We start from the raw sequence: 24,564 nt of genomic DNA on the forward strand, positions 1-24,564 counted from the left end.
ACTATGACCGAGGCGTCCGACGCCTACCGCTCCTTCCCGTCGACCGTCGTCGTTGAGCATTCGCACTGGGGCGTTTCGAACGCCTGGTTGCGTTGTGGTTCTTTCGCTGATGTGGTGGCTGGCCACCAGGCGGTGGCAGGGGCTTCCCAGACGGCTGCCGAGCTCCGGTGATCTCAACGACCTCAGGTGTAAGCTCCTGCGCCCGGACTTCGGTCGCTCGCACTCCAGCTTTGTTTAGAAGCGAGCGAACCTCCTTACGCTGTTCATCCATGACCAACGTAACAACGTTGCCCTCAGTGCCCGCACGCGCTGTACGCCCCGCGCGGTGCAAGTATGCCTTGTGTTCTGCAGGCGGGTCGATGTGGACAACGAGTGAGACTCCCGAAACGTCGATTCCGCGTGCTGCGATGTCCGTCGCAACTAAGACTGGAGTTGAACCATCAGCGAACCCCTCTAGTGCGCGAGTTCGAGCACCTTGACCTTTGTCACCGTGAATTCCCTGCGCGTGAACTCCGGCGCGACGAAGCTTCTTCACCTGCCTGTCCACACCATGCTTCGTGCGCATAAACATGATCGTCTTGCCTTCGCGTGCGGCGATTTCCAGCACTCGAGCATTGCGCGACTCGCGACTGCCACACAACAGGACGAAGTGTTTCATGGTCTTTACAGCTGACTTCGCTGGAGCTGTGGAGTGCGTAACCGGATTATGCATGTACCTGTCAACGATTCTCTGTACATCGCCATCGAGCGTTGCAGAAAACAGTAACTTCTGGGAATCCTTTGGCGCTCGGTCGACAAGCTTGATGACCTGAGGCATGAAGCCCATGTCGGCCATCTGGTCGGCTTCATCAAGCGTGACGATCTCCAGAGCCCGAAAATCGAGGACGCCACGCTGCAATAGATCCTCTGCACGGCCCGGTGTCGCCACCAAGAGGTCGACTGGTGCCGCCAAAGCGCGGATCTGCGTGTTGATATTGACGCCACCAACTACATCCAGCACGCGAAGGCCTTGTGCGCTCGCAGGGCTGTTCAATCGCTGTTGAATCTGGCTTGCTAATTCACGCGTCGGTGCGAGCACAAGTCCACGGGGCCGTCCAGGCTGACTTGGTGCACCACTCAGACGCGCCAACATCGGCAAACCAAACGTAAAAGTCTTGCCGGAGCCGGTCGGACCACGCCCAAGCACGTCTCTGCCTGCTAGGGCATCAGGAATAGCCGCTTCCTGAATTGGAAACGGCCGAGTAATTCCTTCTGCGTTGAGCGCGCGCACCAGGGGGTGGGGAAGGCCGAGATCGGCAAAACTTTTCATTGCAAACACCCTAGTGCCTTTTTGCGGTCAGGTGCTATCGCCACGCTTAGTAACGAAGCTCCTTGCGGTCGCCAGACCACGCGATATGGAACGTGCCGTCCATATCGACGCGCTTGTAGGTGTGCGCACCGAAGAAATCACGTTGTCCCTGAATCAGCGCCGCAGGCAAGCGGTCTGCACGCAAGGAATCGTAGTAGGAGAGCGAGGACGCGAATACCGGAACCGGAAGCCCGAGCTGCGTAGCCGTTATGACGACGCGACGCCACGCATCAATGACGCCGCCCTCCAGCTCATTGCGGAAGTAAGGGTCGAGCAACAGTGATGGCAGCTCAGGGTTTTTCTCATACGCCTCGGTGATGCGGTCGAGGAACTTCGCGCGGATAATGCAGCCACCACGCCAAATCTTCGCCAGCTCACCAGGCTTCAGACCCCAGTCGTACTCCTCGGAACCCGCAGCAATTTCATCAAAGCCTTGCGCGTACGCAACGAGCTTTGAGGCGTACAGAGCACGCCGGACATCCTCGACGAACTGCGCCTTGTCCAGACCAAGGTCAGCGAACGAAGCTTCTACGCCACTAGGGAGGTTGGCCTCCAAGGCCGCGGTGCGTTGCGCAGTAGAAGAAGAAAGCGCACGAGCAAACACTGCTTCGCCGATGCCAGTGACTGGGACGCCCAAGTCTAGGGCCTCCTTCACAGTCCAGCGACCCGTGCCCTTCTGGCCAGCCGCGTCCACAACGACGTCGACAAACGGTTTGCCTGTTTGCTCATCGACTTGCTTCAGTACCTCAGCGGTGATCTCGATCAGGTAGGAATCCAGGTCACCCTCATTCCACTCGGAGAAGATTTCAGCGATCTCCGCCGGCTCCAACCCAGCTGCGTAGCGAAGCAAATGGTATGCCTCGCCGATGACCTGCATATCGGCGTACTCGATGCCGTTATGCACCATCTTGACGAAGTGTCCGGCACCATTTGGGCCAATGTGGGTCACGCACGGAACGCCATCGACTTTCGCGGCAATATCCTCAAGGAGTGGGCCAAGCGCCTCCCATGACTCGACAGGACCACCAGGCATGATCGAAGGACCAAGCAGTGCACCTTCCTCGCCGCCAGAGATACCTGCGCCGACGAAGTGGCGCCCCTTTTCAGCGACTTCTTTCTCACGGCGGATCGTATCGGTGAACAACGAGTTACCGCCATCGATGATGATATCGCCCTCATCCATCGCTTCGACGAGCTGATTGATCACTGCATCCGTAGCCTTGCCAGCCTGGACCATGATGACAGCACGGCGTGGACGCTCCAGCGAGGCAACAAAGTCCTCAATCGTTTCAGATGGGATAAACGAGCCCTCATCCCCGTGCTCGGCCATTACGGCGCGAGTCTTCTCAGGGGACCGGTTGTAGATAGCAACCGTATGTCCGTTGCGGGCGAAATTACGTGCTAGGTTCGAACCCATCACCGCCATACCGACAACGCCGATCTGGGCGAGATGAGTCTGGGACTGATTCGTATCATGCTCGGTGGTAGTCATGCAGACAATACTACGCTGCTGAGAGGAAAGAACGGAATGAGTTTTCTATTCGAAAAAGTTGATCGCGAGCTCAACGAGGAAGAATTGCGGACCCTCAACGAATACAACAACGGTTACGCCAACACGATCGGAATGGTGATCACGGCGTGTAGCCCAGAGTGCGTAACTGCACATATAGACGTCGGACCCCAGCATCTTCAGCCTGCCGGGATCGTCAACGGGGGAGTCTATGCCGGTCTCGCAGAGACGGTAGGTTCCGTTGCAGCGATGGCGACAGCTGGCAGACCTGCTGTCGGCATGAACAACAACACCGACCTCCTACGAAGCGTCCGTGACGGGCGAATCGAAGCATCCGCGCGCCCAGTTCATGTCGGGCGGCGAACCCACCTCTGGCGCATCGAAATGCATCACGAAGGCAAGTTAGTGGCCCTGACGAATCTGAAGCTCCTCGTACCCTAAAGCCAGCGGTTCTTCCTGAACCACCAATACATCAGTGCCATGGTCAGGATCATTACGCCGAGCACCACCGGGTAGGAGTACTTCCAAGCCAATTCCGGCATATTCTCGAAATTCATGCCATAAACACCGGCAATCATGGTCGGGGCCGCAGCCATACCAACTACTGCAGATATCGTACGCATATCGGAGTTCTGTTGCATCGAAACCTTCGCAACCGAGGCGTCAAGCAGGGAGGAAAGGCGTTCATCGAAGCCTGAGAGGTGGTCACTCACGATCGTCGCGTTGTCCTGCACGTCACGGAAGTAAGATCTGAGCGCTTTCCGCATCAGATCACGGTTGTTGGTCAACCCATTCTTTAACGCCGGTGCAAGTGGATCGATCGCGTGGCGCATCTCCAAGATCTCACGTTTGTAGTTGTAAATCTTGTCAATGTTAATGTCTCGCCGAGGCGTAAACACTTCGTTTTCCAGCTCATCGACGTCGCGGCTCAGGTTGTCTGCGACCTTCAAATAGTTATCGACGATGTAGTCGGACACCACCCATGCGACGGCACTTGGGCCAAGCACCGCAAGCTCCTCCTCGCTCTCTAGTTTGCCAGTCAAATCAGGCAGTGGTGCGCCGTGCCGGATTGTGATCGCAAAGTTCGGACCGGTCACAATTTGGACTTCACCAGTGGAAATGATTTCACGGGCATCCGCAACTTCCTCATCGTCGCGGTAATACACCGAGCGCACGACCATGAACAGCTGCTCATCGTAGCGCTCAACCTTTGGCCTCTGGTGGGCATCGACTACGTCGTCAACGATCAGATCGTCAATGTCGAAAAACGACGAGATCTTCGTCATCTGCTCATCTGTCGGACCTTTCAACGAGACCCACACAAACGCGTTATCGTGCTCCCGTGCGACCTGCAGTGCCTGTGGAATCCGATAGTTGCCAGGGACGCGCTTGCCGTCGACAAATACTTTGCAAAAGTCGATCGAGCGTTCCAGAGGGACCTTCACCGGTATGCGCGATGGTTGAAGCGTGCTTTTCGACGACTTCCTCGACAACGGGATCCTTGGTGGCATAGTGGCCCCCTTTACTACCTGCGTCACGCCAATCAAGGGCGAGGGATATAACAACGCTCGAGATACTACGCCCTTCGAGAACGGAACACGAACGCGCCTCTCCAACCGTATACAAAGGGGAGAGGCGCGTCAGCAGAGTCATTTAGTTCTCTGAGTTTTCGGATTTCGCGTGGCGTTGGCCGGGTGTCGTCGGAAGGTTGTATCGCTTCGAGCTCAAAGCGTTGTAAACCCACGTCAACGCTGTGACAGTGCGGTTGCGCAGTCCAGTGAGGAATGAGACGTGGACGTAGAGCCACATCAACCAACCCAAGAATCCAGCGATTTCGACCTTGCCCATCTTCACGACAGCGTTAAAGCGAGTGACGATAGCCATCGATCCCTTGTCAAAGTAGGAGAATGGCTCGCGCTGTTCCGGCGTAATCTCGTCTTCAACCTGTGCCTTCAAGATCTTTCCGACATATTCACCGGACTGGATTGCAACCTGGGCGACGCCTGGCAAGCGGTCGCGGCTCATCATGTCGCCCACGATGAATACATTCGACAGTTCGCCAACGGACAGGTCGGCGTTCACCGGCACCTTGCCGTTACGTTCAGCCTCTACACCAGCTTGCTCGGCGACCTGCTTGCCCAGCGGGGAAGCCTGGACACCAGCAGACCAAATCTTCGTTGGAGTGTAGACAGTGGTCTCTTCGTCGGTCTTGGTGTTCTTGTACGTGACGCTCTCAGCGTCGACGTTAGTCACAATGGCATTCAAGATGACAGTAACGCCTGCCTTCTCCAACTCGCGCTGCGCCTTCCGGCCAAGACGCTTTCCAAATGGTGGCAGAACCTGTGGCATGCCGTCGATAAGAAGGATCTTGGTCTGATCTGGTGAGAACGAGTACTGGCCTCCAGCAAATGCGCGGTGCGCCAACTCGGCGATCTGTCCAGCGAGCTCAACACCAGTTGGACCGGCGCCGACGAGCACAAAAGTGAGCAGCCGTTCGCGTTCTTCAGCGGAAGTAGCTAGCTCAGCTTTCTCGAAGGCATCAAGAATGCGCGCGCGCACCTCGAGCGCGTCATCGGCTGTTTTCAAACCAGGTGCGAACTCCGCAAAGTGATCGTTGCCGAAGTAGGACTGGCCTGCACCCGCTGCGAGGATCAATGAGTCGTAGGCATACTGTGACGACGCACCATCATCGGAAGCAGTGACGATCTGATTCGCGGTATCGATCTCGTCAACATTGCCGCGCACAACGCGAACGTTGTCCTGGCTTGCCAAAATCTGGCGAACCGAAGAGGCAATTTCGCCGACAGACAGAAGACCGGTCGCTACCTGATAGAGCAGAGGGGCGAAGATGAAGTGGTTTGTGCGGTTAATAATCGTAATGTCTACGTCTGCATCCGCGAGTGCATGAGCAGCGTTAATGCCACCAAACCCCGCACCTACGATCACGACGTGATGGCGGTTTCCAGCGGGGCGGTATGGTGTCTGAGTCATAAAAGTGTCGCTCCTTGGGAAAGCTGTTTGAATTTTCTTCCCTTTATAGTACGCCCATAATGTTAGAACGGTATGGTTTTGGAGATGAAGCGTCGAAAACTCCGCTGAAAGTTTGACCAAGTAAGGTGGGGAAGCGTGCCGATTCCTGAACCAGTACCAACGCATTTACACACTGTTGACGCCACAAAGTGGCCACGGCTAGTGCAGCCGTTGGATGGGTTTGCTCTGAAAACTCGCGCCAGGCTTGCAGAGGCCGAGTTTGCTCGAGCCTGTGACGCCGCGGGTGTAACGCTTTCTGGTGACGACGCCGACATTCTCGTGAACCATGAGCGGCTTTTTGAACGAATCGCGGCTGCTGGCTGGACAGGCCTGGCAGAGGGGTACATGGCAGGCGAGTGGTCAGTGACCTCATCGGATGTACTTGTTGAAGTCATTGCGAAGCTGCTGGGGCAGGGCTACGTACCCCGCCGTACATCGTGGAAGCCACGGCCGGAAACTGTTGGAGCGATGCTGCCGAGTTCTCTCGTACAGCACTTTTCGGGCGATCGTGTGAGTGCTTTCCAGGGTCATTTCGCTACAGGTGTCGCAACTACCGAGCGCAAACTGACCAAGTCCTACCCGGAGCAGCGTGCCAAACAGCGTGGCGCGAAGCGCCGCTATATCGATGTGACCACCTACGAAGCACCGCTCGATGCGGATCGAGCCGACTTGGGTGATATACAGGCGCGGAGCGCTCAGCAGTTGCTGGACCTAGTCGGTGCAGGGCGCGGTACGAGAATGCTCGAGTATCCGAACTCGGGAGGTGCTGTGGCTCTGGCCGCGATAGGGCGCGGAGTGGTGGTTGATACTCTCGCAATTAGCCATGACAGTGCCGCTCATCTTCGGGAATACCTCATTCTTAATGGCGCTGCGAACGATGTGCGCGTTGCCGTGGGCAAACTTGGTGACGCTCAATGGGCCCAGCAGCATGGGCCGTATGATGCAATCGTTTCATTTAGTCAGCTTGAATCATGCCCGAAACGCGATAAAGTGCAGTACCTTCGCACGATGGACCGCATGCTACTTCCAGGCGGGCGTATCGGTGTGCAATCGGTGATGGCACGTCGCGTGCAATCAAAATCCGTGAACCGAGCGTGTCGGAGTGCGCTTCAGGTGCTTGGTGCGTATGTATGGCCAGGTATGGAGTATCAATATGAAGTCGATTTTCTGAAGCTAGTTGAACAGCAAACGCATCTCCAAGCGATCAGTATTAGCCGTGCGCCGGAACATCTTCGGTTGTCGATTCGTTTGCAGCGTCAAATGTTTGAAGGGCGGCTCCGTGAAGCCGCGGCCGATGGCTATGACGAAGTATTTCGCCGACTATGGCTCTGGCAGTTTGCGGTTCGCGAAGCAGTTGCATCAGTAGGGGGCTTGGATCTGGCACAGGCGGTATTGGTACGGAAGCACCGGGGTGGGCGCCGATAAGAAGCAAGGGTCAAGTGCCTTAGTTGACATAATGTACATTATCGGACATTTCCACAACTTTGCATATAGATAGCGGAAGCCCGCCCAATAACGTAACGTGACGTAATTGGGCGGGTAATTCTGGACAGTCTACTTGGTCATATTGAGGCGAATATTGAGTAGCCCGCTCTCGGCAATCTTCGCTGCGACAAATTCAGGCGTCTCAACGCCGTAGTCAGCTCTATCAAACGGTACATCGCCCGCGACGATGAGATGGCTGCCAGACAGGGCTACGTCAAAAGGTGCTGTGACGCGATTCGTCTCGCCATGGATGGTCAAGTCTCCGACCACGTTCACGGTTCCAGCGGAACCGTCTGATGGAACCTTGGATAGATCAATCGGCTCGGTGATCGTGAAGCTTGACGTCGGGTATTGATCCGTGTGAAGAATCTTCCGGCGTACGTTGTTGTCTCGAACATCGCTGTCTGTAGTCAAATTCGTCATGTCGACTACGATTTCGCCAGATTGCAGTACACCCGACTCAATATGTACTTCGCCTTCAACGCCTGTCGTCGATCCTGAGGTCGTCTTTGCTTCACCAGGAAGAACTTCATCGAACGTGAACCCAACGGACGTCGAGTTGACGCCAGGACGCTTTTGGATCTTCCAAACGCCGTTGATGTCAGTGTCCGCCGGTTTAAGTCGGTCTGTATCAATTCCTTCTGTCTTGACTCCACCGCCACCAAACATGTTGAGCAGCAATGGGATCATCGCGATCAGGACCGCGAGCACCGCAATTCCCGCAACTATGACCATCAAGAGCTTCTTCTTGCGGGCGCTGGGAGCTTGCACTTCCTTCATGGGTACTTACCTCAACTTCTCAACTGTTCGCGCTAATTCAATTAATTCGTCACACATGTTACGTAATTCATCCGGGTTTGCACCTTCATCCACCGCTGTCCGGATATCTTCCGCTGTACAACGCAAAACGAAAAGGTTGTCGCGGAGCATCGACACAGTTTCCGGTTTAAGGATGGCTGCCCCTTCATCAATCGCAGTGCCGGCTACAAAGTTACGCTGTTCATACGCGCGCTGCTTACATGACTGGCTGCAATATTTTCGGCGGCGTCCTCTTCCCTGCTGACGAGCCATTTCTTTGCCACACCACTGACACGTAGGCGATTCGCTCTTCGCGTACACATCACTTTCTGGCATACGGGTCAGCATAATACACACCTTGAACGGAATGCATGTCCGGTTCAATACTGCGGGAACAAAATCTAAAAGGTGAACGTTATAATAGGGCGACTGCATTTAAATGTGTTTAGAAGGGACAATTGAGTATGGCTGATCGTGTTCTTCGCGGAAGTCGAATGGGCGCTGTGAGCTACGAGACGGACCGAGACCATGATCTCGCGCCTCGGCAGCAAGCGCGATACCGCACTCCGAACGGCGAGATTTTCGAAGTGCCGTTCGCAGATGATGCAGAGATTCCAGAGGAATGGATGTGCAAGAACGTCCAGCTCGGCACCCTTATGGAAGGCGAAGGCGTCGAGTCGAAGCCGACGAAGCCACCCCGTACTCACTGGGATATGCTTCGCGAACGCCGTACTATCGAAGAGCTCGACGTGCTGCTTGAAGAGCGCCTTGAACAGCTGCGGAAACGTCGTCGCGCTGCTGCGCGCTTGGCGAAAGAACAAGCAGCAGAAAACAAGAAGTAAGAGCTAGTTATAGCCCGAAGGCGAGAGGCCACATATTCTGTAGCTTCTCGCCTTTCGTCTAACTGTCAACGCGAAGTTACTTACGCTTCGAAGCGATGAATTCCTTGGCAACCTCTACGACGTTGCCCGCGAGCTGAGGCAGGTCGTTCGCCTTGCTCAGCAGCTCGTTTGCTTTAGAGCGCTTGGCCTCGTAGCTGAGCATTCGGAATCCCTCTTTCGCCATCTCCCGTGCGGTGCCAAACTTTTCGGTGGCACCCCACTTGGTGACTTCCCAGAGAGAAGTTGTCGCGAAGCTTGCGTCTAGCTTAGATTCGCCCAACGTGCGGTCCTCGAATGTAATCGGTACTTCGCGAACGTCGAAACCGGCAAGCTCGGCCTTGTGCGCCATATCGACCTGGAAAATATAGCCCTTGTTGGACAACTCCTGGAGATCGATGGTCTCGAGGACTTCGCGTCGAAAAGCGCGGTAACCTGCGGTCATGTCGCGAACATCGCCACCCAGCGCAAGGGAAACATAGGCGTTTCCCAGCTTGGAAAGCAAGTAGCGCTGCTTGGGCCAATTTTTAACTTCCCCGCCGTCCACATACCGCGAACCGATTACGACGTCTGCGCCGCTTTCGATCTCCTCCAACAAGCAGTGAAGCTCCTCAGGTGCATGCGAGCCATCGGCGTCCATCTGGCAGATAACCTCATAGTCACGCTCGAGTCCCCAGTTGAAACCGTCGCGGTACGCGGCGAGTAGCCCTTCCTTGCCAGCACGGTGCAAGACGTGCAGGCGATCATTCGCTTCTGCCAGTTCGTCGGCCTTCTGCCCCGTTCCGTCAGGAGAATTGTCGTCGACAATAAGGATGTCTACATCATCGTTTGCATCGAAAACCCGGCCAACAATGAGGGGAAGATTCTCAATCTCGTTGTACGTCGGGATGATCACTAATGTCGAATTCGCCACGGTGGCTGCTCCTTTTCCAGCAACGTTTCTCGCCGTTGTTCAAATGTTGTCTAGCATACTCCCTGGGTCGGCGGACTGCTGCACCTAGTATGAGCATGAACCCAAGCCAAACGAACGCAGCCTCGAGGTAGTCCCCAAAACGTACAGCAAATGTCCGCGTTGTATGTAGTGGCAGGCGTTCAATCAGGTGGTTAGCTTCAAATATAGAAGTTTCCTGGCTCACCGTTCCATCAGGGTGCACGATTGCTGACACACCTGAAGTAGCTGCAACAACCACTGCCCTATCCGTTTCAATGGCACGCAGCCTGCTCATCGCCAGCTGCTGATAGGTCATATCGCTAAACCCGAAAGTCGCGTTGTTCGTCGGTGTAGCGAGAATTTGCGCACCATTATTAATTGCCATCCGGTACGCCGGGTCTTCTGCCACTTCATAGCATGTGGCAACCCCAACAGGGATGCCTCCCATGTGGACGACACCTGGGCCATTGCCGGGCTTGAAATCGCTGGCGAGGTCCACGAGGTCCGTGATTTTCCGGAAGAAGTCGCGCATTGGCATGTACTCGCCAAACGGCTGCAAAAAGCGTTTATGATGCGTCTCGCCTGGCCCTGTTTCCGGGTCAAACACGACCATCGTGTTGCGCGCACCGACCTCGTCGCGCGTCAGCGTCCCCACCAGCACCGGTGCCCCTACTGCGCTCACAGCGCGTTCGATTGACGACGCCGCCAAAGGATCTTGAAACGGGTTCACGTCCGACGAGTTCTCCGGCCAAATAACGAGGTCAAGCTTTTCACCTTGTTTTTGGGCATCATTCGCTGCGCGAACAGTTTCATCGACGTGATTTTGTAACACGGCTCTGCGCTGAGCGTTGAAGTCAAGCCCGAGGCGCGGCACATTGCCTTGAATCGCTGCGACCAGTACGGAGTTGCCCTGTGCCGTCTGAGCCTCTGTCCCCTCGCCATCGAAACTCGGGCTGATAAGTCCTCCGAGCCCGATCGGGAGCGCGAAACCTAACGCAGCTACCCTGCGGGTTCTCCCACGCGTGATGAGAAACGTCACGAGGCTTACACCAGCGAGACAGGCGGCGAGAGAAACTAGCGCTGGACCACCAATTGAAGATAGCCACACCAGAGGCCCATTGACCTGCCCCCATGCCAGCCGGACCCAGGAAAATCCGCCGAATGGAAGCGACGAGCGGAGGAACTCCACCGCGATATACACAAATGGAAAAGCAAGGAACCCATACTGGCAACGGGCAATGCGGACGCCAGCCGCGCCAGTGATAAGCGCTGAGAGCGCCAGCGTGATAGCGAGCGCCACGTAGGGCATCGCGCCGACGAATGCTCCGATCCAGGGCAGGAGGATCAAGTAGCACGTGGCGGCATGGGCAAACCCGAGCAAGCAGCCAAATGTTGCACTTGGCGATGGCTTCGCTGCTGTAGCAAAACGTTGCCACGGCATCAGAGCGAGGTAGAACGCACCAACGCCGAGTACTGCGAGGAACCAGTACCCGAACGGCTCATAGGAGAACGCAACCGCAACGCCGGAAAGTACCGCGAGGACAAGTCGGAGTGACGCATTCACGACCGTGGTCCCTCTTCCCCACCTTCTGATCGGCGTTTGTGCTCTTCGTAGAGCCAGTCTTCAATTTCATCCGTGTCAATGACGGGGTGCTCATCGTCGCTGGCCCCACGCTCAGGAGTTGGCCGCGTGAACGAGCCGTAGGAAGCAGAGTTTCGGGACATCGGCGTCGATTCGTACATCCTGATTCCAACATTTTCCACGCGTTGCCGCAGAGAGCGTGAAAGGTGGTTTCGGAGTATCGAGCGAGTAGGGCTGAAGACCAAGAAGAACCCCAGGATTGAAGAAACGAAGCCCGGGATAATGCAAAAAGCCCAGCCAACCATTAGAAGCGCAGAGTCGCCTGCTAGCTTCCCTACAGATGTTTTGCCACGTGCCGCCTTTGCGAGTTCGCCGCGGAGCGTGAGCGTCGCCAGTGCACCGCCTAGCACCATCAGCGCGAAGATTGCCAGCAAAGCCCAGCCAACGCCGATTGACTTCGCGACAAGGAAAAACGCCAGCGCTTCTACGAGGAAATACGTCAAAATGTAGATTGCCATGCCGACCATCTTAGCCGGACTACACGGTTACTTGCCTGAGGATTCTAGCTGGCTTAATAGCCACAGGACGTCCTTTCGGAGGTGCTGGAAGTATGGGGCGAAGTGGTTGATGCCAGTTCTTCCCGGAAGCTTGGGAAGTTTTCGCATTTGAACGGGTCTATCCCACCTCTCCCCTAGTTCGGCGACCACTTGCCACGGGACGATGTCGTCGTGCTTACTGCCCCACAGTCTGAGTGGGATATCGAGTGGTGTACGAGTACCTAATGCTTGATCGTCGAGCGCTGCGGCTGTTTTCGGAAGATCCTCGAGGAGCGTAGACATTGGGATACCTGCTGCCGTCCAGTGTACGGTGCTTGCCCAAGCATGTCGGAGGACCGCGCCCACTGCACAGATGTTCGCATCAAGGATGACAGCGGACATACCAACGGGGCTGAGGTGGGGCATCAGCTCTTCCGTGATCTCTGGGTCGGATGCTAGAAGGGCGGCGACTGCGTAAAGAATCATGATGGACGGAAGCGTCCCATCGATGCGGTCGAGCATCGCAAGCAGATCTGCAGGTGGTGCTCCGACGACTGCGGCGCGCAGATGTAGTTCCGGCGCGTACTCGGGTTGCTCTAACCATGAAGCTGCGGCTCCCCCGCCCTGAGAAAAACCCCAGAGACCAAGCTTTTCGACGCTGCAGCCTAGGCCTACGCTGGCGCGAACTGCATCGGCGAGTGCGTGGGCTGCTGCGCGGTGGAAGCAATAGAGCTGCACATTGTCTTCGGGATCTCGTGGATAGTCCGTCAACACGACATTCGCTCCCGCGGCGAGCAACATGTTGATCGCAGGCTGCTCGTAGGCAGCGATAAGGTCCAGTGGTTTACGTCGAAGTCGAAGTCCCACAGTGCAGGAGTAAGAAGGGTCACATGCCGGGGCAACGCCTTGGGTGGACGGGGCGAACGCGACGGTTGGACGCTGTCCATTGCCGTGCCAGGGACGCTTGCTGAGGAACACCGCGCCGGTAGCAGACATCACGCGTTCCCGCTCGTCGGTCGTGGTGTATTCAATTCTGAATGCGTTGGCACGATTGAGCCTGTACTGCAGCCCTATAGGACGAATCGGCGTTGCTTGCAGCAGTGTGCCAGGACGAGCGCCGACTGCCCAAGTTGCTTTGCCGTACTCCGCATCTGTGAGCGGATGTGAATGCGTGAGGTCAACGCTAAGCGGCAGCAGTGTGCGAAGAGTTAAGCCGAACTCCATGTACGTGCTTTCCTAGATCCTCGGAGTGTCTCGCGGGTGGGGCTGCAAGGTCTTTGGCCTGGTGTTCAGCGCGTGTGCACCGTCTGCCTGGAGATGCACTATGTCCTCGATACGCATTCCCCAGCTGTCTGGTTTGTAAATTCCTGGTTCGATGGAAAAGACCATTCCTTCATCTAGGACGAGATCATTGCCGGTGACCAGGAACGGCGGTTCGTGGCCAGCCAACCCAATGCCGTGCCCGATTCGGTGCGTAAACCACTCGCCGTACCCGTGCTCGGAGATAATGTTCCTCGCAACCGCGTCGAGCTCTTCTGCTCGCATTCCAGGCCGAGCGGCGTCGCAAGCTGCCTGTTGCGCTTGCAAAAGCACTTCGTAGGCATCGAGCTGCTCTTGGCTACCCGGTGCTCCTTCGACAAGATACGTTCGCGTGCAGTCGGAGTGGTAGCCGCTCGCGATCGTCCCTCCGATATCGACGACGACGATGTCCCCTGCTTCAATGATTCGATCGGAGAAGTCGTGATGAGGGTTTGCGCCGTTGGGGCCAGAACCAACGATGATGAAGTCTACTGCAGTGTGCTCCTCCAGGATCGCCGTGTGCAGTGCGTCGGCCACAGTGCGCTCGGTAATACCTGGGGTAAGTAGCGAGGGAACGAGGGCATGAACGCGGTCGATTGCTTCGGCGGCCTGAGCCAATTGCGCAATCTCGTCATCATCCTTGACCATAAACAGACTAGACAATGCGTCCTGCGCAAGACAGGTCTTGAATGGGTATCGCTGCAAAGCCAGCACGTGATCCGCGGTGAGCGTGCTGCCCAGGCCAACGATCGGAGGCGTTGCGCTGTCGGCAGGCGATGCGATGAGTTTATAAATAATTTCATAGGGGTCTTCGCCATCGCGCCACCCAATGGGGATGAGCGCCGGGTCGTCTGAGGGGAAGGAACCAGCGTCGGTGTTGGGGAGGACAACGGTAGCGCTTCCTTCATCGGTGAGCACGATAGCGGAGAGCCTCTCGTGCGTATCGATTTGTGTACCGGTCAGGTATTCAAATTCCGGACCAGGGCCGATGATCACGGCGCGCAGGTGATTTGCCGCAAGAAATTTGCAGGCTGCTGCGCGTCGACGTTCAAATGTATCGCTTCCGAAGAAAGTCATACGCCCATCGTAGGCGCACTAGTACTCGCACTAGTTCCCGATTGCCACTACACCGCGTCGAATAGCTTCTATCGCGCGGTTCGCATTGTTGCGAATCTCATCGCTGTAGCCGACCTTCTTCACCTGTTCTAGCAGGTCGATCACCTGCCGGCACCATCGGACAAAGTCGCCCGCGGTCAGTTCCGCGCCAGATTCTGCCGCGGCTGCAAGCGCGTACCCAAGCGGTGCGCCGGCGGTCCATTGGTGCAACGCGAGTGAGAAATGTGGGTCTGGCATTCTGGTGAGTGGAAGATTGTGGCGCTGCTCATCGGAAACGAGTTCGCCGTACACACGCATCGTTTCATTCATTGCGTGGGCCATTGGCTCTGTAGCGGCCTCCGGGGAGCCTCCCGTGGTACGGCGGTTCTCAAACACGACCATCGAGACGACACCGGCGAGCTCTGCGGGGTCCAACTCGTCCCAGATCCCGCGTTTTAGGCACTGCGCAACGAGGAGGTCCGAAACATTGTGCAGCTTTGCTAAACGCTCGCCCTCATCAGTTACTTGGAATTCGCCCCCCACGAGCTCCACGTAGTCGAGTTCTTGCAGTAGCCCGATCAGGCGCTCGAATGTTCTGCCGAGTGTGTCGGTGGCGTTGTCTACTTGCCTGCTCAGCCGGTCAAGTGCGCGCTGCTCACGGGCAAGCTTCTCGCCTACTCGGGCCAGCATTTCGCGGTCCGTGGCCGGCCATGAGTGGACGGGGTGCGCATGAAGTTGCTCGCGAAGTTTGGTGACGGATTTTGGAGTTCGATACCGGGCCTTCTCACGCAGTCGCTTTGGTGCATGCACCGGGGCGTGGCGGAGCTGGCTTGCGATCTTTTTCGCAAATTTGCGTGGTTGGTCCCGCGTATGCCGTGGAACTTTCATTCGTCCTACGACGAGTGGAGTGTTCTTGAAAAAATCAGCGTTGATGCGGCTCGACCAGCCACGCTCGGTGGTGACCCAGGGGCGCGGATCGTCGTGTCTGCCGGCGGGCTGAACCACCACCGCGAGCTCCGGTTGACGTTTACCAGGAAGCGCGATGATCTCGCCGACTTCCAGTCGGGCCAGCACGCGGGCGACCTCGGTGTGCCGGTTGTCGAGCGCGTCTCTGCGTGCTTTCTTCTCCTCCACGCTGAGAGCATGTCGGATGTCCAGGTACTCCAACAGGTCCTCAATCGCGTGGTCTGATGGTGGCGCGTACGAAGAGATATCGCGGAATAATTGGGCGCGAAGTCGAGCAACTTTGCCTTCCAGCCGCTCTAGGTCCCTCACCTCGCCAACTACGGATCGGTCGGTTTGGAACTGAGCAAATGACTGCTCGATAAGTCGAATGGAGTCGTCGAAACCATTCATGGCAAGCATGTTGATAGCCATGTTGTAGCCGGGAGCAAACGGTGAAATGAGAGGATACGTTCTTGTCGACGCCAATCCAGCTACATACTGCGGGTCCATCGCTGGCGCCCACTGCACAACAGCGTTGCCGAGCACATCGATCCCTCGCCGACCGGCGCGCCCCGTGAGCTGGGTGTACTGCCCTGGTGTGAGGTCTACGTGGCCCTCGCCGTTGAACTTGACCAACTTCTCCAGCACGACGGTTCGGGCCGGCATGTTGATGCCCAGGGCCAGCGTTTCCGTCGCAAACACCACCCGGACGAGCCCTTCCACAAATAACTGCTCGACGATGTGCTTGAACGCGGGTAATAGCCCTGCGTGGTGCGAAGCGAACCCCCTCAGCCACGCGCTGCGAAGCTGCCGGTAGTTCAGTACTTTGAGATCCTCTTCCGGGATGCCTTCAACACCCGCGTCGATGATCTCGGCGGCACGTGCACGTTCCTCTTCTGTCGTGAGTTCCTTCCGCGAACGGAGGCATTGGTAGAGAGCGCCATCGCATCCCGCTCGAGAGAAGATGAACACAATTGCCGGAAGCATCTCTAGCCCATCGAGCACCTCGACAACTTCCGGCCGCCCAACCGGGCGGTAGCGGTCTTGTTGGCGCGTCCTCCCATGGCGACGTCCACTCGAGCGGGCACGGAACCCGCGACCTTCGTGAAAGTCATCCGCGCCTTCTTCCGTCGTTCGAGACTCGATACGGGCGATCTGATGCGCCAAAGCCCTGTTAAGTTCGGGCTCGGAGGATGGGTTGGCAGGCTCGAACAATGGAAGGACCTTCTTGCCAACCATCATGTACTGACTCAACGGAACCGGACGGTCTTCGGAAACAATCACGGTCGTATCGCCACGAACAGTGTTGAGCCATTCACCGAACTCTTCCGAGTTCGACACAGTCGCCGAAAGCCCAACGATCTGGACGGAGTCGTCCAAGTTGAGAATGATCTCCTCCCAAACAGGTCCACGTTCCGGATCTGCGAGGAAGTGGATTTCATCCATTACCACGTGGGTTAGTCGGTCCAGGCGAGGTGCTTCCGCGTACACCATGTTTCGGAGCACCTCTGTCGTCATCACGACGATGTCCGCCGAACCGTTGATGGTCACGTCGCCTGTCAGCAGTCCAACGGATTCTTCGCCGTATGCCGCGACGAAGTCGTGGTACTTCTGATTGCTCAGCGCCTTAATTGGTGTGGTGTAAAAGCACTTTGTGCCTCGCGAGAGCGCCAGCGCAACGGCGAACTCACCGACTACGGTTTTCCCGGATCCCGTTGGGGCGCAGACGAGCACGCCCCGATCGTATTCGAGTGCCTGGCAAGCTTCAATTTGGAATGGGTCGAGCGGAAAATCCTTCGAGGCTTGAAACTGTGCGAGAAACGAGTCAGAGGAAGCGGACATGCCCCTACAGTACGTCGTTGAAGGGATCCTCGGTAAACGTGTGCACGGGCTTTGGCTTCTCTACGGCCGCTACGTTACCAATCGGTGCTGCCTTTTCGATGGGCGAAGCTGCGTCGATAGGTCCTGAGGACTCGTCGTCGTCGAGGTCGAGCCAGTCCGGTCTGTTCCTGGCGTGGCGCTTGTCATTGATCCTGCAGAACTGGAATGCGCACTCGACGAGGAGTGTGATGGAGAGCGCCAGCGCGACCATCGAGAACGGGTCCTGGCCGGGTGTCATAAACGCCGCAAAGATAAAGATCCCAACGATGATGATCCGGCGCTTATCCTTTACCTGTTCATAACGAATGATGCCCGCGACGTTGAGCATCACGATGATGAGGGGGACTTCGAAGCTCACACCAAAGACGACGATGAGCCCGAGCAAAAAGTTATAGTAGCTTCCACCAGACAGTGCGCCAATCTGCACCTCGCTGCCCATCGTCATCAGGAAGTACAGTCCTTTGTCCAAAACAAAGTACGCAAGCATCGCCCCGGCCACGAAGAGCAGTACCGCAAGCGTCACAAACGTGAATGTGTACTGTTTTTCATTCTTGTGGAGCCCCGGCGTGATGAATCGCCAAATTTGGGTCAGCCACACTGGTGATGCCATGACGAGCCCAGCGAGCGCGCCTACCTTCAGCCGCAGCATGAACATTTCGAAGGGGCCCGTCGCTAAGAGACGACAATTGCCATCACCTGTGAAGTCTGCTCGAAGCTCAGTCGGGAGGTTGCAGTACGGGCCTCGAATGATTTCGCCGAGTGGGTACCAGTGAAAAGGCGCAGACTGATACCAAATGAATCCCACAACGGTGCCGACGCACACTGCGACGAGCGAGACGATGACGCGGCGTCGTAGCTCTTTCAGGTGTTCAACGAGCGTCATCTCGCCGGTAGCATTCTTTGGCTTCCGACGAAATCGACGACCTGCCTTTTGTGCAGGCGGAACTTGCTGTTGCCCCACTGAACTACGACCTCCAAGAATTCCTTAACAACAAACGCTACTGGCGGTGCTGGTTCTCAGGCGCGTCCCAAAAGCTTTGCTGAGCGTTAGGGCCTGTTTGCTGCTGTGGATTCGATGGAGGAGCGATTTCTTTAGGTTCCTGGCTCTGCGCAGGCTGCTGCGGAGTAGCTTGCGTCTCGTCGTCGTTGCGCAGCTCCTTGACTTCAGACTTGAAGATACGGGCGGAGCGACCCATCGAACGTGCCAAGTCGGGAAGCTTGTTTGCCCCGAACAATAACAGCACGATGGCCAAAATAATGAGGATTTCCATCCAACCTAAATTCGGCATTGGATTCCTTTCACACTGCTTGGGTAGAGTCCTCCGCTATTCTAATGCCTCTAAGCCGGAAAACGCACGACGGCGTGCCTCATCAGCCAGCTCTGGCGGACCGATGAGTTCGATGCGGTCTCCTTGGCTAAGGCAGAAACGGATAAGCCAGTCCGCGGACCCGTAGACCATGGTTGCCTCAATCCGTCCGTCATCATAGGCATCACCGATTTCGATTTCCCAGTAGTCCGCAAGCCATGTCGCATCGGAAGATACGAGTAGGTTAGCGATGTTTTCGGAGTCGAAGCCAAACGGGTCGGAGCCGTCAAACGTCTTGCCCACCGCAGAACGGTCGGCTGGAACTTCGGTCAACCGAGCTTCACGAATTCGGTCAGTTCGGAAGCTCTTCTCCTCTCCTCTATCCAGCGCCGTGAAATAGGTGTGACCACCTTGGTGAAAGAACCGAATACCGGTCAACTGGCGCTCACGAAGCGTATCGGAGGAAGGCGAAAAGTATGTCACCTGCACTTGAACGCCTTGCTGCAAACCACTTTGAAGTATCCCCAGGATGGATTCTTGATCGCTTTGCTCCCCATCCGCGTCAAGCACGGAGGTACTGCCAACTACAGCTCGCAACTTCTCTGCTGCAGAACTCAGCGCCGCTTGGTCGAGCAGGCCTGGCATGGTCTCGAATGAGTCGAGCAGTAGTAACAATGTGTTTGCCTCGGTTGGTGTGAGACGCAAGGGCCGACTCAAACCTTGGTCGTCAATGACGGTCACCTCGGTCCACGAATGTTTGAGATCAATCATCTCCCCGGGGCCATTGCCAACTCCCGACAAATGGAGCATCGCCAAGTCGCTTTTCACCTGTTCCGCGTCAGTTCCGATGTCCCGCGCTATTTCCATTGGTGAACGATCTGGGTGCTGCGACAGGTATGACAACAGGTTTAAAAGCCGTGCCAGACGCACCTGGCGTTCGACTGCAGTGTTTTGCTTCATGCTTCAACTCGTTCCTGTCCTCGAAGCTGTTTGCGCAAGAGCGCAGATACCTCTTCGTGGATATCGGGCGGCGTAATTGAGCGCACATGCGGAGCAAGGCTCGCGAGAGTGCGCACGAGCCAGTCGCGTTCGACCCCACTGACAGCTATCCGGTCCAGACCCGCTGCAGAGCCTTCTGAGCGCTCTCCTTGCAGCGATAGCTCCTCGCCTACACCAGCTGAAATTTCCACCACGGCATCGGCAAGCGGGCCACGAAGTACGTTCTGAAGTACGTCACGCGGGTCCTTGGTGGCGTCGTGAAACGATGTCTGATTCTTCGACTTCCTGATGTTGCTCACCTTCATCAGTCTGAAGACGCGCTCTTGGCCGCGATCGCAGTCCCAACCAACAAGGTAAGTCTTGTTATTGAGAGGTACGACGCTCCACGGGTCGAGCGTTCGGCGCTGGAGCGACGTACCTGGAGCTGGCTGAAAATCGAACGTCATGCGGGTCTTGGTGCGTGCGCAAGCCAAGGCCGCCTTGAGTACATCAGGGTCGAGGTTGATGATGTCGTTGTCGACGAACGCAATGGTTGGGCTATCAAACATCCTGGTAACGCCAGATGCCGCGATCTTTGTCCAACCGGATCGCGCAAACGCGCCTAGGCGTCCCGCCTGGCTGAGATCAACTACGAGGCCAAGCGCCGTTGCCTCCTCAACAGTGAGGTTGAGCGGCTCGAGTTCGTACTTATCGTGTTCGATCCATGCCTCGCCTGCTCGAGTTTCTGCGGGCACGCCAACACGGCGAAGGTCGTCGACGTCGCGCTTAATCAGTTTTTCCAGGGCCTCTGGAGTTCGATCAGCGTATCCGTCGACGTGCTTGGCAATCCACTGCTGTGTCCTCGGACGCGGTGACCCCAGTAACGCGAACGCCAAGTTCAGCTGCCGGGAAGTCATTACATCACTACGTGTCATGATGCTCCTGCTGATGGTTGTCCACGATGTATTGGATCAAGGCGTCGACGTCAGCGTTCTCGGTTTCGAAGGGATCGAGAAGCTTGAGCGTTCGAGGCTCTGGACGGTTTACTTTCAGGTGCACCCAGTCGACGTTGTGCTCCGCGTTGTAGCCCCGAGCAGCTGAGAGGAACCTGCCCCGCAGCGCGGCGCGAGTCGTGGCAGGAGGCTGCTCAGCAGCCATTCGAATGTCCGTGTCGGTAGTCCAACGCGCCGCGAGGCCTTTGCGTTGCAGCAGGTAGAACAGACCACGCTCCGGGTTGATGTCGTGATAGGTCAAATCAATCTGTGCCAATTTCGGATGTGACCAGTCCGTGTCTAGTTTTTCACGAACCTGCTCTAAGAGCTTGTGTTTGATCACCCAGTCGATCTCTGTGTCAACCGCAGAGAAATCCTGCGTCTCGATTGCAGTCAGCACTCTTTGCCATAGCTCCACTACCCGACCGAGTTCCTCGTTTGAGGTTCCCTCGTCTGGCCGTTGTGTCAGCCATTTTGTGGCGGCGTCAAGAATCTGTTGCTGCACCGCGAGTGCTGTAACAGTTGAACCATCTTTACAAGTAAGGAGCGTTTGGCCAGTCGGGTCGAGCGCAATCGCTCGAATATGCTTGATCGGATCTTCGAGCTCCACGTTCGGCATCGGGAAGCCAGCCTCGAGCATCTCAATGACCAGCTGCGTCGCGCCTACCTTGAGCGCGAACGTAGTTTCCGACATGTTGGAGTCACCGACGATGACGTGCATTCGGCGGAATCGATGAGAATCTCCGTGTGGCTCATCTCGAGTGTTAATAATGGGACGCGTGCGCGTGGTGGCAGATGAAACCCCTTCCCACACCTGGTCGGCGCGCTGGGACAGCACAAACTTGCCCTTATTGATCATTCCTGCGCCGCATATTAGCTGTCTCGTAATCAAAAAAGGCAGGAGCTGCTTGCTGAATGACTTCAGGACGATTTCTCGACTCACTAGATAATTCTCGTGTGCACCGTAAGAGTTGCCCTGTGAGTCGACGTTGTTCTTAAACAGGTACACCTGGGCCGGAGTCCCCTCCTGTGCAAGGGCTTCCTCTGCATGCAGCGCAAGCTGGTGGTAGAGCATCTCGCCAGCCTTGTCGTATTGCAAGAGCTGCATCAGTGAGTCGCACTCTGGCGTCGCGATTTCAGGGTGCGCACCTACGTCGAGATAGAGCCGAGAGCCATTCTGGGTGAAGATATTCGACGACCGATAGCGCGAAACTACCGGCCGGAACAAGTAGCGCGAAAGCTCTTCCGGGCCAAGGATGGATTGCCCATGTGCGTAGGCGGCGAGCCCAAACTCCGTCTCTACCCCCATGATTCGGCGCGCATACAGCGCAGGGTGTTCGGAACTCATTGGCCACCTTTTTGAACGAATGAGCGCACAAACTCCTCAGCGTTCGTGTCAAGCAAGGCATCAATCTCATCGAGTAAATCGTCAGTGCCTGTCACCTCGACCTGGGCTTGGGCGTTGCTGCCTTCTTCATTCTGCGGTTCCGGGGTGTCTCCTCCACCGAACATTTGTTGCTGCTTAGACATGCTTATACCCTAGCGCGTTTAGCAGCTCCGATGCCGTTGTAGCGCGGTTGATGATTTGGGCAGTTTGCTCATCCGTCCAGCCATTGACATCGTCGAGCGGCACGCGGACCATTCGATCCTCAATCCTGAAAACGATGGACTGCCAACTCGATGCCGCGATCTCTTCCCCAAACTTTTCGGTTACCTTGCCACGGAAGTACGCGCGGGAGTTTCTCGGCGGGTTCTTTGCTGCGTGAGCAATCTCCTCATCGCCTACTAGCGTCCGTATCGATCCTTTTCGGACGAGTGCGTGATACAGCGATTTCGCAGGATCTATGTCAGCGTACTGGATGTCGATCATTTTCAACTTTGGGTCGTCCGCGGCTACTCCTCGGTCCATGAACGAGCGCACAAGCGCCCACTTGGCCGTCCAATCAAGGCGATCCGCGGTGCGCAGTGGGTCGACTGCGAGATCATCGAGCACTTCAGCCCAAAGAGCGAGCACTCGCTTATCGACGTCCCCTTCGTTTGGCAGCCCCTGCACCCGATCTCGGATTTCCCGGAGCACCTCGATTGCTGTGCAGCGCCTACCGTTGGCAAGAAGTAGTTTGTGTGTGCACGTTGGGTCGTGGGAGATGCGTTGCAGCTCAGCAACCGGGTCCTGGATGGTGAGGTCCGAGAAGTCCACTCCAACTTCGATTGCGTCGAGCACGAGTTTGGCCATGCCCATCTTCAAGAAGTTGGAGTACTGGCTCATGTTGGCGTCACCGATGATGACGTGGAGGCGTCGAAACTGTGTAGCGTCAGCGTGTGGTTCGTCGCGCGTGTTGATGATGCCTCGGTTCAGTGTCGTTTCGAGTGAGATTTCCTGCTCGAAGTAGTCTGCGCGCTGTGAAATCTGGAAACCGGCATGTTCACTTTCGCGCCCGATGCCGACTCGTCCGGCGCCAACGATGACCTGCCGAGTGACGAAGAACGGAATGAGCCCCTCTACCACCGCTGCGAAGTCAGTGTGGCGTGAGTACTGGTAGTTTTCGTGACTACCGTACGACTGGCCCTTGCCATCGACGTTGTTCTTGTAGAACTTAATGGGTGGGCATGGTGCAGCGCCGTCAAGCACCGAAATACCTTCGTCCCAGAGATCGCGGATGTCGTCCATGGACTGCCGCAGGTAGAGATCACCAGCGGCGTCGTACAGCATGGCATCCCAGGCGTTATCAACTTCCGGGGAGGAGTATTCAGGATGGCCGTGGTCGACGTAATACCGAGCACCGTTAGTAGTCACCACATTAGCCACGCCAATCGCGTTTGGGTCGACAACAGGAACCGTCCGATAGCGTTGGAGGTCGTATCCGCGAGCATCCTTCAGCGGGTGTTCCTCCGCGTAGTCCCATCGGCTTCGAGCACTCGTATGCATCGCAGCGTATGCCACGACAGCATGCGTCGAGGTTATGAGCGGGCTGAGCGTCGGGTCGCTCGGAGTCGTGATGCCATACTCAGTTTCTGTTCCCATGAAACGTCCCATGGCTCACGACTGTACCGCGACGCTACCTCCCGTGCTGGCATTTACCAGCCGCGCTCAGCCAAGCGATGCGGCGCAGGCAGATCGCTTACGTTAATGCCAACCATTGCCTCGCCAAGGCCGCGTGAAGCTGCTGTGACTTCGGCGATGTCTTGCCAGTTGCGGGTTGCACGAACGACAGCTTCCGCGCGCTTCTCTGGATGCTCGGACTTAAAGATACCCGAGCCAACGAAGACGCCGTCAGCGCCAAGCTGCATCATCAGAGCTGCGTCAGCTGGTGTTGCAACGCCACCAGCGGTGAACAGGGCAACGGGAAGCTCGCCGTGTTCAGCAACGTACTTCACCAGATCATATGGGGCTTGCAGCTCTTTCGCCGCGACGTAGAGCTCATCTGGGTTAGACGCTACCGTAGCCTGCAGCTGTGCGATTTGGGCTTTGATAGTGCGGATATGTTTCGTGGCCTCGGAGACATCACCAGTACCAGCCTCGCCTTTGGAACGAATCATGGACGCGCCTTCATTGATGCGGCGAAGTGCTTCACCCAAGTTTGTCGCACCGCACACGAAGGGGGTGTCGAATGCGTTCTTATCGATGTGGTTGACATAGTCAGCTGGGCTGAGCACCTCGGACTCATCGATGTAATCGATTTTGAGATGCTCCAAGATCGCGGCCTCGACCGTGTGTCCGATGCGCGCCTTTGCCATGACTGGAATTTCCACCGCGTCGAGGATCTCTTCGATGAGGTCGGGGTCGGACATACGCGCCACCCCTCCCTGGGCACGGATGTCTGCCGGGACTCGCTCAAGTGCCATGACGGCAACGGCGCCGGCATTCTCCGCAATCTTCGCCTGCTCTGCGGTCACGACGTCCATGATGACGCCGCCGCGCAAGCTATTGGTCAACTCTGCATGTTTCGAAAAATCAGTCATGGGTTCCAT

23 protein-coding genes are annotated in these 24,564 nt (G+C 56.6%); 3 read left to right on the plus strand and 20 right to left on the minus strand.

Annotated features, from left to right (window positions below; genetic code table 11):
- Position 1 precedes the first annotated feature (1 nt).
- Together KBP54_RS05730 and gndA are read right to left on the minus strand one after the other, a co-directional pair.
- Positions 2-1,309, minus strand: coding sequence for a DEAD/DEAH box helicase (locus tag KBP54_RS05730; protein WP_070477214.1), 1,308 nt, complete (start codon positions 1,307-1,309; stop codon positions 2-4).
- 46 nt (positions 1,310-1,355) lie between these two features.
- The gene (gene gndA / locus KBP54_RS05735; protein ID WP_070362483.1) at positions 1,356-2,840 is read right to left on the minus strand and encodes an NADP-dependent phosphogluconate dehydrogenase; all 1,485 of its coding nucleotides are present in this window, start codon (positions 2,838-2,840) and stop codon (positions 1,356-1,358) included.
- Between the two features lie 36 nt (positions 2,841-2,876).
- Here gndA and KBP54_RS05740 point away from each other — a divergent pair, with 36 nt between their 5' ends.
- Entirely contained in the window at positions 2,877-3,299 is a 423-nt protein-coding gene (locus tag KBP54_RS05740) for a PaaI family thioesterase (protein ID WP_070362482.1), read from the plus strand.
- Here the strand turns inward: KBP54_RS05740 and KBP54_RS05745 are convergent.
- Entirely contained in the window at positions 3,296-4,369 is a 1,074-nt protein-coding gene (locus tag KBP54_RS05745) for a magnesium and cobalt transport protein CorA (protein ID WP_070362481.1), read from the minus strand. The two genes, KBP54_RS05740 and KBP54_RS05745, sit on opposite strands and share 4 nt — an antisense overlap.
- Before the next feature lie 142 nt (positions 4,370-4,511).
- On the minus strand, positions 4,512-5,849 hold the full coding sequence (locus KBP54_RS05750; protein WP_070362480.1) for an NAD(P)/FAD-dependent oxidoreductase: 1,338 nt from the start codon (positions 5,847-5,849) through the stop codon (positions 4,512-4,514).
- Between the two features lie 135 nt (positions 5,850-5,984).
- On the opposite strand from KBP54_RS05750, the gene KBP54_RS05755 reads away from it, so the two are divergent.
- On the plus strand, positions 5,985-7,313 hold the full coding sequence (locus tag KBP54_RS05755; protein ID WP_256004970.1) for an SAM-dependent methyltransferase: 1,329 nt from the start codon (positions 5,985-5,987) through the stop codon (positions 7,311-7,313).
- 129 nt (positions 7,314-7,442) lie between these two features.
- On the opposite strand, the gene KBP54_RS05760 is transcribed toward KBP54_RS05755, so the two are convergent.
- Together KBP54_RS05760 and KBP54_RS05765 are read right to left on the minus strand one after the other, a co-directional pair.
- On the minus strand, positions 7,443-8,144 hold the full coding sequence (locus tag KBP54_RS05760) for a YceI family protein (RefSeq protein WP_256004972.1): 702 nt from the start codon (positions 8,142-8,144) through the stop codon (positions 7,443-7,445).
- A 15-nt stretch (positions 8,145-8,159) separates the two neighbouring features.
- A complete protein-coding gene (locus KBP54_RS05765; protein WP_256004973.1) occupies positions 8,160-8,519 on the minus strand; it encodes a hypothetical protein in 360 nt (119 codons plus the stop codon).
- A gap of 116 nt (positions 8,520-8,635) precedes the next feature.
- On the opposite strand from KBP54_RS05765, the gene KBP54_RS05770 reads away from it, so the two are divergent.
- Positions 8,636-9,013 carry an RNA polymerase-binding protein RbpA gene (locus KBP54_RS05770; protein WP_256004975.1) on the plus strand — a complete coding sequence of 126 codons (378 nt, stop codon included), beginning with the start codon at positions 8,636-8,638 and terminating at the stop codon, positions 9,011-9,013.
- Positions 9,014-9,089: 76 nt separating this feature from the next.
- Here KBP54_RS05770 and KBP54_RS05775 read toward each other — a convergent pair whose 3' ends face one another.
- The 14 genes from KBP54_RS05775 to pdxS all read right to left on the minus strand — a co-directional run bounded on the left by KBP54_RS05775 (position 9,090) and on the right by pdxS (position 24,555).
- Entirely contained in the window at positions 9,090-9,962 is an 873-nt protein-coding gene (locus KBP54_RS05775; RefSeq protein WP_256000178.1) for a polyprenol monophosphomannose synthase, read from the minus strand.
- Positions 9,916-11,544, minus strand: a complete 1,629-nt coding sequence (gene lnt / locus KBP54_RS05780; protein ID WP_256000179.1) for an apolipoprotein N-acyltransferase — start codon at positions 11,542-11,544, stop codon at positions 9,916-9,918. The genes KBP54_RS05775 and lnt overlap by 47 nt, the downstream gene beginning before the upstream one ends.
- Complete coding sequence (locus tag KBP54_RS05785) at positions 11,541-12,080, minus strand: FxsA family protein (RefSeq protein ID WP_256004976.1); 540 nt, start codon at positions 12,078-12,080, stop codon at positions 11,541-11,543. The genes lnt and KBP54_RS05785 overlap by 4 nt, the downstream gene beginning before the upstream one ends.
- A gap of 27 nt (positions 12,081-12,107) precedes the next feature.
- Positions 12,108-13,322 (minus strand): lipase family protein, encoded by a 1,215-nt coding sequence (locus KBP54_RS05790; protein WP_256004978.1) that lies wholly within the window; start codon positions 13,320-13,322, stop codon positions 12,108-12,110.
- 12 nt (positions 13,323-13,334) lie between these two features.
- Positions 13,335-14,474, minus strand: coding sequence for a M24 family metallopeptidase (locus KBP54_RS05795; RefSeq protein ID WP_256004980.1), 1,140 nt, complete (start codon positions 14,472-14,474; stop codon positions 13,335-13,337).
- 30 nt (positions 14,475-14,504) lie between these two features.
- Positions 14,505-17,279, minus strand: coding sequence for a DEAD/DEAH box helicase (locus tag KBP54_RS05800; protein ID WP_256004981.1), 2,775 nt, complete (start codon positions 17,277-17,279; stop codon positions 14,505-14,507).
- Positions 17,280-17,283: 4 nt separating this feature from the next.
- Positions 17,284-18,201 carry a twin-arginine translocase subunit TatC gene (gene tatC, locus KBP54_RS05805; RefSeq protein ID WP_070362473.1) on the minus strand — a complete coding sequence of 306 codons (918 nt, stop codon included), beginning with the start codon at positions 18,199-18,201 and terminating at the stop codon, positions 17,284-17,286.
- A 115-nt stretch (positions 18,202-18,316) separates the two neighbouring features.
- Positions 18,317-18,607: a Sec-independent protein translocase subunit TatA gene (gene tatA / locus KBP54_RS05810; RefSeq protein ID WP_070362472.1), complete on the minus strand. Its 291-nt coding sequence runs from the start codon at positions 18,605-18,607 to the stop codon at positions 18,317-18,319.
- Between the two features lie 36 nt (positions 18,608-18,643).
- Positions 18,644-19,585, minus strand: a complete 942-nt coding sequence (locus KBP54_RS05815; protein WP_070362471.1) for a helix-turn-helix transcriptional regulator — start codon at positions 19,583-19,585, stop codon at positions 18,644-18,646.
- Positions 19,582-20,538, minus strand: a complete 957-nt coding sequence (locus KBP54_RS05820) for a helix-turn-helix transcriptional regulator (protein ID WP_070477132.1) — start codon at positions 20,536-20,538, stop codon at positions 19,582-19,584. Before KBP54_RS05820 ends, KBP54_RS05815 begins: the two co-directional genes overlap by 4 nt.
- Positions 20,528-21,943, minus strand: coding sequence for a Pup--protein ligase (gene pafA / locus KBP54_RS05825; RefSeq protein WP_256004984.1), 1,416 nt, complete (start codon positions 21,941-21,943; stop codon positions 20,528-20,530). Before pafA ends, KBP54_RS05820 begins: the two co-directional genes overlap by 11 nt.
- Positions 21,940-22,125, minus strand: coding sequence for a ubiquitin-like protein Pup (locus KBP54_RS05830; protein WP_252930888.1), 186 nt, complete (start codon positions 22,123-22,125; stop codon positions 21,940-21,942). Before KBP54_RS05830 ends, pafA begins: the two co-directional genes overlap by 4 nt.
- The gene (dop, locus tag KBP54_RS05835; protein ID WP_256004985.1) at positions 22,118-23,629 is read right to left on the minus strand and encodes a depupylase/deamidase Dop; all 1,512 of its coding nucleotides are present in this window, start codon (positions 23,627-23,629) and stop codon (positions 22,118-22,120) included. Before dop ends, KBP54_RS05830 begins: the two co-directional genes overlap by 8 nt.
- A 41-nt stretch (positions 23,630-23,670) precedes the next feature.
- Positions 23,671-24,555: a pyridoxal 5'-phosphate synthase lyase subunit PdxS gene (pdxS, locus tag KBP54_RS05840; RefSeq protein ID WP_369822092.1), complete on the minus strand. Its 885-nt coding sequence runs from the start codon at positions 24,553-24,555 to the stop codon at positions 23,671-23,673.
- Positions 24,556-24,564: the final 9 nt, after the last annotated feature.

Origin of the sequence: Corynebacterium pseudogenitalium, from assembly GCF_024453815.1 — a bacterium.
Lineage (GTDB): Bacteria > Actinomycetota > Actinomycetes > Mycobacteriales > Mycobacteriaceae > Corynebacterium > Corynebacterium pseudogenitalium.